This is a genomic window from Clostridium sp. Cult1 (genome assembly GCF_021655095.1).
Classification (GTDB): domain Bacteria; phylum Bacillota; class Clostridia; order Tissierellales; family Tepidimicrobiaceae; genus Schnuerera.
This window is the reverse complement of the sequence record NZ_PPXW01000001.1, coordinates 684,913-692,874: the sequence shown is the minus strand read 5'-3', so window position 1 is coordinate 692,874 and position 7,962 is coordinate 684,913. Positions and strand designations below refer to the sequence as shown.

Genomic DNA, 7,962 nt, shown 5'->3' with positions numbered 1-7,962 from the left:
AATACAATATCCAATCAACAGATAAAAGCGTTATTGATTACCACTGTAATTGGAGTAGGCATACTCTCTTTACCTAGTGATTTAGCTATGATACTTAATACCAGTGGCTGGATGGTAATAGTATTAGGAGGTTTGATTATTTTACCTTTTGTTTTTATGATGGATAGATTATTTAAACTATATCCAGGAAAATCCTTTTTTCAAATAGGTAGAATAGTAATGCATCCAATCATATTTAACATAATTCTTTTAGTTATGTTATCCTATTCCATACTCTTATTATCCTACGCTTGTAGAATATTTGCAGAAGTGATAAAAGCCTATTTGTTAGAGACTACTCCTATAGAAATAATAGTTTTAACCATGGTAGTAGCTATAACCTATGTGGCTAGGTCTAAATTAGAAGTTATAGCTAGAGTGGCTGTTATGATATACCCTATTATACTAGGGTTCATTATTTTTTTAATATTGGTTAATTTGCCTAATGCTGACTTTACCAATATATATCCATTATTAGACATAGAATACAAAGAAATTCCTAGAGGTATTATGGCTGTCATCTTTTCCTATGCTGGTTATGAAATATTGCTTCTAGCTTTACCTAATTCAGAGGATAAGGACAACTCTTTTAAATATTGTATGAGAGGTATATTAATGGTTGTAGGAGTATACTTAATTGTGTTTTTTGTAACCCTATCCCAATATGGAATACATCAATTACAAAGGGAAATATGGCCTACTATAGCCGTCATAAAAGAAGTGGATTTGCCAGGATATTTTTTGGAGAATTTAGATGGAATAGTAATGGCTGCTTGGGTAATGGTTATATATGGAACTATGGGGCCATTTCTTCATACTTCTGGAATTATATTAGGAGATATTTTCCGTACAAAAAACCATGAGCTATTTATACCTGCTTTAGTTCCTATTATCTATTCAATAGCATTATTACCAGATAATCTAATAGAAACCAATACGGTGATGGGAAGGATTTTAAATTATTTTGCTATAATTTCTATATTGATCATCCCCACTACTATCTTTATATTTGCCTATGTAAAAAGGAGGAAGAGTAGAATATGAAGAAAAAAATCCTGATTATTTTAATCTTTTCCTTAATATTCATATCCGGATGTTGGGATAAAGTAGAAATAGAACAAAGAATATTTGTATCTGATATAGGGGTTGATTTAAACCAAAAAGAAGAGATGAACAGATTTATAGTTACTTACCAATATCCCAATATAAACGCCATAGGAAAGAATGCTACTGAAGATAAAAGGTCCTTTGTTCTTTCCACGCCTTGTAGCAGCATATTCCAAGCTAGTAGAGAGCTTAGCACTAGAACCCCCTTTCCCTTTTATTTCAAACATGTAAAGGTTTTAATACTAGGAGAAGAACTATTAAATGAGGAGAATTTGGTAAGAGAAGTAATAGATGAATTAAATAGAGATACTAAAATAAACAAAAAGATTCAGATACTAGTAGCAGAAGGAAAGGCAAGAGATATAATAGATGCAAATGTTACCAGAGAGCAGACGGTAGATGGAGTTATATATACTACAGTAAAAGATAATAAAACATCCAGTCGGTTTACATCTCAGACTTTAACTGGACTAATATCGGATTTTGATTACTCTGGCGCAACTATTACGCCAAGAATTACTATAAAGGATAATAGATATATAATATCCGGGGGCTGCATAATGAAAAATTATAAACGTGTTGCCTGGATAGATGAAAAGGAAAACAGAGCCATTAGTTTATTAAAGAATAAAACTCAAAACGAAACTATAGATATTGTTTATAAAGAAGATCTAATATCCTATACCGTAACAGGGACTAAATCTAGTAAAAAGATAAGGGTAGAAGACGGTATAAAGGCGGATTTCTCAATTAGAATGGAAGGCTATTTACAAGGATATATTATGGATCAAAATAAAACTGTCTTTGACAATGAAGTTTTAAAGGAAATGGAAGAAGCCATTGAACAGAGTGTTAAGAAAGAAGTAAATAGAACTATTAATAAACTTCAAAAGACACATAAGGCAGATATAATAGGGATTGGGGAGCATTTAAGTAAATTCCAGCCTAGAACATGGAAAAAGATAAAGGATAACTGGGAAGAAATATTTCCAAATATAGATATAAATGTTACCATAGATGTGAAGATAAGGAGAACAGGATTGACCAAATGACAATTGATTAAACCTTTGTATAAAAAAACAAAGATAGGAAATAATTAATAGTGAAAGTAAAAAACAACTTAGGAGGAATTAAGATGAATTATAAAAAAACAATCCTTAGTTTGGCATTATTAATTATTTCTATTATTTATATAATCCATCCCTATTCAACTGAAAAACCCACGGATGTAGACGGATTTAAAGATGAAATAATTCGATTTCATATTAAGGCTAATAGCGATAAAGATGAAGATCAAGCTTTAAAGCTGAAGATAAGGGATGAAATACTGAAGGAAACAGGGAATCGATTTGGAGAGAGTAGTTCTTTAGAAGAAACTAGAAAATTAGTTGAAGATAACCTAGACCATATAAAATCCATTGCTGAAAAAGTAATCCAAAGAGAAGGGAAGGATTTCCCGGTAGAAGTAGCCTTAGAAAACAAGAATTTCCCCACAAGGAAATATGGTAATATTGTATTTCCAGCAGGGGAGTATGAAACGTTGCAAGTAACTATAGGAGAAGGTAAAGGCAAGAACTGGTGGTGCGTTATGTTTCCTCCTTTATGTTTTGTAGATATTAACCATAGCGATGCTATCAAAGCAGAAGAAGAGTTAAGGAATGTACTTACACAAGAAGAAATAGACCTTCTCCTTGCTGATAAAGAGCCCCCTATAATATTGAAATCCAAAATAGCAGAAGTGTTTGAAAAAACAAAAACATATCTAGCAGATTTTTTAGCAGAAAAATAATAAAAGTTGCTACTAGAATTTATCTAGTAGCAACTTTTATTATTTAACCTATATTACTTTAGTAAATTTATTATTGTTTGATAAACTAGTCTTGGTGCAATATTGAATGAATAATCCTTCTCCAATCTTTCTGTAAACTTATGAGCATCTTTTCCAAAAGGGCCAATGTTTACTACAGGAAGATTTAACTTTTGCATCTCTTCAATAGGAAGATTGTATTTAATTCCAAAGCCAGGCATATTATTTTTCAAAGAACCTACTGCATTTTCTTCCCGAGGAGCTGCTGCATAGCTTAAATCAGAGATATAAGGATAGAATTTTTTCATTTCAATATTGTAATTAGAGTTTATTCCTTCTACAACTTCATTAACTACATTTAGTAGTTTTTTCTCCAATGGAGACTCTCCTTTTACATATATATGTGGATAATAAGGTGGTGAAAAATATACTACTACTACTGGATCTTTATCAGACCACATACTATGAAGGGTTTCTACCATTTTTAATGCAAATATTCTTTCGTCTATATTAGGATCATTTAATAATTTTTCATTTAAATCATCTAATACTTTATCTACTTCTTGACCCTTTTCTTCTTTTACTCTTTTATATAATTCTTCATAGGATATAACCCTTGGTTCCCAAGGAAGCTTTTCATAAGGGAATCCATTGAATTTGCAGTATTTTTTATACTCCTCATTTAAATTATCTATTACCTTTTGAAAAGCTAAATTAGCCCCATCTATTACTTTATCCATCATTTGGTCAGGGGTACTACTATGGGTACCAAAATTAAAGTATAAATAACTAGTTTTAGCAGTTTGAACTGAATATTCAGGTTTCAAGTCCTGTTGTCGTAAAGATATAGGTGGAACCGTAACTTCTCCTTCTGCTTCATCACAGTATTTAGTGTTAAAATCGATTTCCTCTACTATAGCTGAAGATATATGATTAGGGTCTAGCCCTTTAAAAGGGTCACCACCATGAGCCTCAGAGCCCACAATATAGAAACTAGGCATTAATTTTCCTACAGTCCCAACATATACATACCTGGTATTATCTCCATCATATCTAGGAGCACTATAATCTGTATCGATTACTGCCATGTATTCAAAGTCTTCATTTTCTTGAATTTTTATTAGCTCAGGTACTACTGAAAGCATACCACCTGAATTACCTTCTTCATCACATACAGCAGCAAATACTATATTGCCTTCAAAGTTTTCCACATCACTTGAAATGGTTTCCACTATAGTCATCAAAGTGGCTACACCACATTTCATGTCGAATATTCCTCGTCCAAATAAATATTCTCCCGATTCTAAATCCTTTAAAGCTTCCTCAGGAAGGGAGACTTCCTTTAACTTTTCTGCCAGCTCCAAAGGTTTAGTAGCATAATCTTTTAAAATGCCATAGTCTGATATCCCTACTGTATCTGTATGTCCTATTAATATTACGGTTTTTTTGCTATCTCCTTTTTCACCCTTAACCATAGCCATAACGCTTTTTCTTTCAAGAGGGTCATCTTTTACGGATACATACTTTACCATTTCAGGATGCTTTTTAAAATAGTCCATTTTTTTAAATTTTTGATATACTCTTTCTACTACATTATTTTCTTCTTTTGTTCCTACTACACTACGAATTTCCGCCAATTCTAGTGTAAGAGCTTCGATATTTTTGCTTATATTTTTGTTCATTTTTCTACCTCCTAGGATGATAATATTATTGATACGTCAACATTAATTATTAACTTTAGCTTTTTTATAATACTTAGGGTTACTGAAAAATTCATCTTTCAAATCCTTTACTTCATTGGATAACATCAATAATCCTATCATATTTGGAATTATTATAGTAGCTAATAATACATCTAAGAAATTATATAGAAATTCAATACCACCATATACTCCTAAAATTATAGCAATTAAATATACAACAATCATAATCTTAGAGAATGTTGCACCAAATAAGAATTCGGCTTGTGTTTTACCATAATAAGCAATAACTATTATGGTAGATAATACAAACAACAATATACTAATGGTAACAACTCCTCCACCTATATTATTGCCCAATAATTGCTGAAAGGCTACTGCTGGCATACTTGCAGCTTGTTCAGCAGGAACTATTTCATATACCCCAGAAACCAATACGATCAATGCAGTTACAGTACATACAATTAAGGTATCTACTACTATTTCAAATATACCCCACATTGCTTGGCGTACGGGATGGTCAGTAACTGCTGAAGAATGGGCTATTGGAGCAGTACCCATGCCAGCTTCATTGGAGTAAACTCCTCTAGCAGTGCCCCATCTAATAGCCTGAGCAATTCCTGCCCCAGCGATTCCACCAGTAGCGGCTATTGGAGTGAAAGCATGTTTAAAAATAAGACCAATAGCTTTTGGGAGTTCTGTAATATTTACTATTATAATGATTATACCACCTATTATATATAGTAATGCCATAAATGGAACTAATTTTTCAGTAAAACTTGCAATTCTTTTTATACCACCAAATACTACTAAACCTACTAAAATCACAAGAACTGAGCCTGTTATCCAGTTTGGTATATTAATAGTTTCAGCCGTTTGTACTGCAGAGACAGCTTGAGTTGCAATAGAAGGAATTATTTCAAGCATCAAGAAGAAGGAGAATATAATACCCAAAGCTTTACCCAAACCAGATTTGATACCTTTACTTAAAAAATACATAGGTCCTCCTACATATTCACCTTCTTCGTTCTTTTCTCTGTATTTAATACCTAATACTATTTCTGAAAATTTAGCTGCACTAGCTATTAAGGCTACAATCCACATCCAAAACACAGCCCCTGGACCACCAAAGGCAATGGCTACAGGCACTCCCACTATATTAGAAGCCCCTATAGTTGAAGCTAAAGCGGCAGTTGCTGCTTGGAAAGGAGATATTGTTCCTTCTCCTTCAGGTTTTTTAAATATCTTTCCAAAAGTTTCTTTCATTGCAAAAGGGAAATATCTAAACTGAAAAAAGCCTAATTTAATTGTTAAAACGAGACTTCCACCTACCAAGATAACCAACATGGGTATTCCCCAAAGCCAATTGGAAAAGTTAATAATAGCATTTACAAAACCATCCATGAAAACCCTCCTCTTTTAATTTAGAATATAGAACTAATACCTAATCCTATAATTTAATAACCACCCCCATTTATCAGAATATTCTATATATACTAAATATAGCAATTATTATGCCAATTAAATAATTATACTAAATAATTTTTTCAAAAAAAGCCTGTGTAGGTTATTATCGCAAGAAACCTGGTTTTTGATTTCTTATGACAATGAATTTTTATTCCATTATTTGCTTATTCTATAATAATAAAAGAGGGATAAGCAAAAAAATTTTTGCTTATCCCTTCACATTATTGAACATATAAAAATTCTATTAAATCTCTATTCCATAAGTATCCATCTTATATTTTAATGTCTGTCTAGATATTTTCAACAACTTGGCTGCTTCATTTAAGGTTTCGCTACTTTCAAGAGCCAGCTTAATATAATTGATTTCAAAATCCTTAAGAGCAGTATTTAAACAGAATTTATTATTTATATCAATGGTACTTTCTCTATTTTTAGACTGATGTTTTATGTGATCAGGTAATTGCTCTTCGTTAATAGTTTCTTCTTCTGTGAAATTAAAAGCAGCCTCAATAACATGTTTCAATTCTCTAACATTTCCTGGCCAACTATATTCCATAAGTAAGTCCATAACTTGTTTACTTACACCTTTTATATTTCTATCCATTTTTAAATTATACTCTTCAATAAAGCTATGGACCAGTAAAGGAATGTCCTCCTTCCTTTCTCTTAAAGGGGGAACATGGATTAATACTACTCCCATTCTATAGAATAAATCCCTTCTCATTTTATTCTGCTCCATAACAAAATAAGGATCTTCATTTAATATAGAAATTAGCCTTACATCTACATATATTAATCCAGCACCACCTATCCGTCTAATAACACTACTTTCCGTAGCTCTTAATAATTTAGATTGGAGATTGATATCCATAGAATTTAACTCGTCTAATACTAGAGTACCTCCATCTGCCATTTCAAAAAGTCCCATTTTATTCTCTGCACCTGTAAAACTTCCCCTAGTTGTTCCAAAAAAGATGCCCTCGCCTAAGGTTAAGGGTATAGCTGAACAGTTTTGGACTATAAATGGATTATGCTTTCTAAAACTATGATTATGTATTGCCTGAGCTATTAAATCTTTTCCGGTACCTGTTTCTCCATATATCATAACAGGAGAATTAGTTTTAGCAGCCTTTAATGTTTTGTTTTTTACTTCTATCATAGCAGGATTACTAGTCAATATATCATCTATAGTAAAGAAAAGATCACTATAATTGAAATTGTCTTTAATATCGTGTTCATCAACTTTCCTTAAATCTACATCAAAGTACCTATTGATATCAATAGCTCCTATTACTTCATTTCCTGCCATTATAGGTAAAGTAGTAGTTAATACAGTTACAGTTCTTTCCTTAAAAATATTCAGATATTGTTTTTCGTTAATTATTGGCTCGCCGGTTCTTAATACTCTCATTATGGTAGAAGTTTCTTCATTTAAATGTTGGTGCAGTTCCAATATATGAAGGCCTACTGGATTTTCCACTATTTTACTTCCTAGACTTCTATATACCTTATAAAACTCTATATATCCATCTTTATCGGTAACTACAAAAAAATCAGCATAATTGAATAATTTAGGTAGATTTTCAAGGGATTTTTTAAGCATCTATTTGGCCCTCCTCAATAAAGCTTCCGTAAAAGTTTTCTTTTATTACTTTAATGATATCATCCCCCCTTTCATACATCAAATAAAAATTTAAAAATTCTAAAGTTTCTAATATTTATGATATAATTTAATAAATTTTTAAAAGTCCAGCTAAGAATTGTCAATAGTAAATTTAAAAATTTTTAATAAATATTTCAATCAATTCTAGCTAAAAAAGGGTAAATTTAATAGGCCTTCTA

The 7,962-nt window shown here is 31.6% G+C and carries 6 protein-coding genes; 3 read left to right on the top strand and 3 right to left on the bottom strand.

Annotated features, from left to right (window positions below):
* From C3E89_RS03330 to spoIIR, 3 genes are all read left to right on the top strand, one after another.
* Positions 1–1,083 (top strand): GerAB/ArcD/ProY family transporter (locus C3E89_RS03330; RefSeq protein ID WP_236911076.1); only part of this gene is annotated, 1,083 nt, incomplete at its 5' end.
* Complete coding sequence (locus C3E89_RS03325; protein ID WP_236911075.1) at positions 1,080–2,198, top strand: Ger(x)C family spore germination protein; 1,119 nt, start codon at positions 1,080–1,082, stop codon at positions 2,196–2,198. The genes C3E89_RS03330 and C3E89_RS03325, both read left to right, overlap by 4 nt.
* A gap of 83 nt (positions 2,199–2,281) precedes the next feature.
* Positions 2,282–2,935: a stage II sporulation protein R gene (spoIIR, locus tag C3E89_RS03320; RefSeq protein WP_236911074.1), complete on the top strand. Its 654-nt coding sequence runs from the start codon at positions 2,282–2,284 to the stop codon at positions 2,933–2,935.
* Between the two features lie 53 nt (positions 2,936–2,988).
* On the opposite strand, the gene C3E89_RS03315 is transcribed toward spoIIR, so the two are convergent.
* The 3 genes from C3E89_RS03315 to C3E89_RS03305 all read right to left on the bottom strand — a co-directional run bounded on the left by C3E89_RS03315 (position 2,989) and on the right by C3E89_RS03305 (position 7,723).
* Positions 2,989–4,635 (bottom strand): M20/M25/M40 family metallo-hydrolase, encoded by a 1,647-nt coding sequence (locus C3E89_RS03315; RefSeq protein ID WP_236911073.1) that lies wholly within the window; start codon positions 4,633–4,635, stop codon positions 2,989–2,991.
* Positions 4,636–4,677: 42 nt separating this feature from the next.
* A complete protein-coding gene (locus C3E89_RS03310; protein ID WP_236911072.1) occupies positions 4,678–6,057 on the bottom strand; it encodes an alanine/glycine:cation symporter family protein in 1,380 nt (459 codons plus the stop codon).
* A gap of 307 nt (positions 6,058–6,364) precedes the next feature.
* Complete coding sequence (locus tag C3E89_RS03305) at positions 6,365–7,723, bottom strand: sigma-54 interaction domain-containing protein (protein WP_236911071.1); 1,359 nt, start codon at positions 7,721–7,723, stop codon at positions 6,365–6,367.
* Positions 7,724–7,962 lie beyond the last annotated feature (239 nt).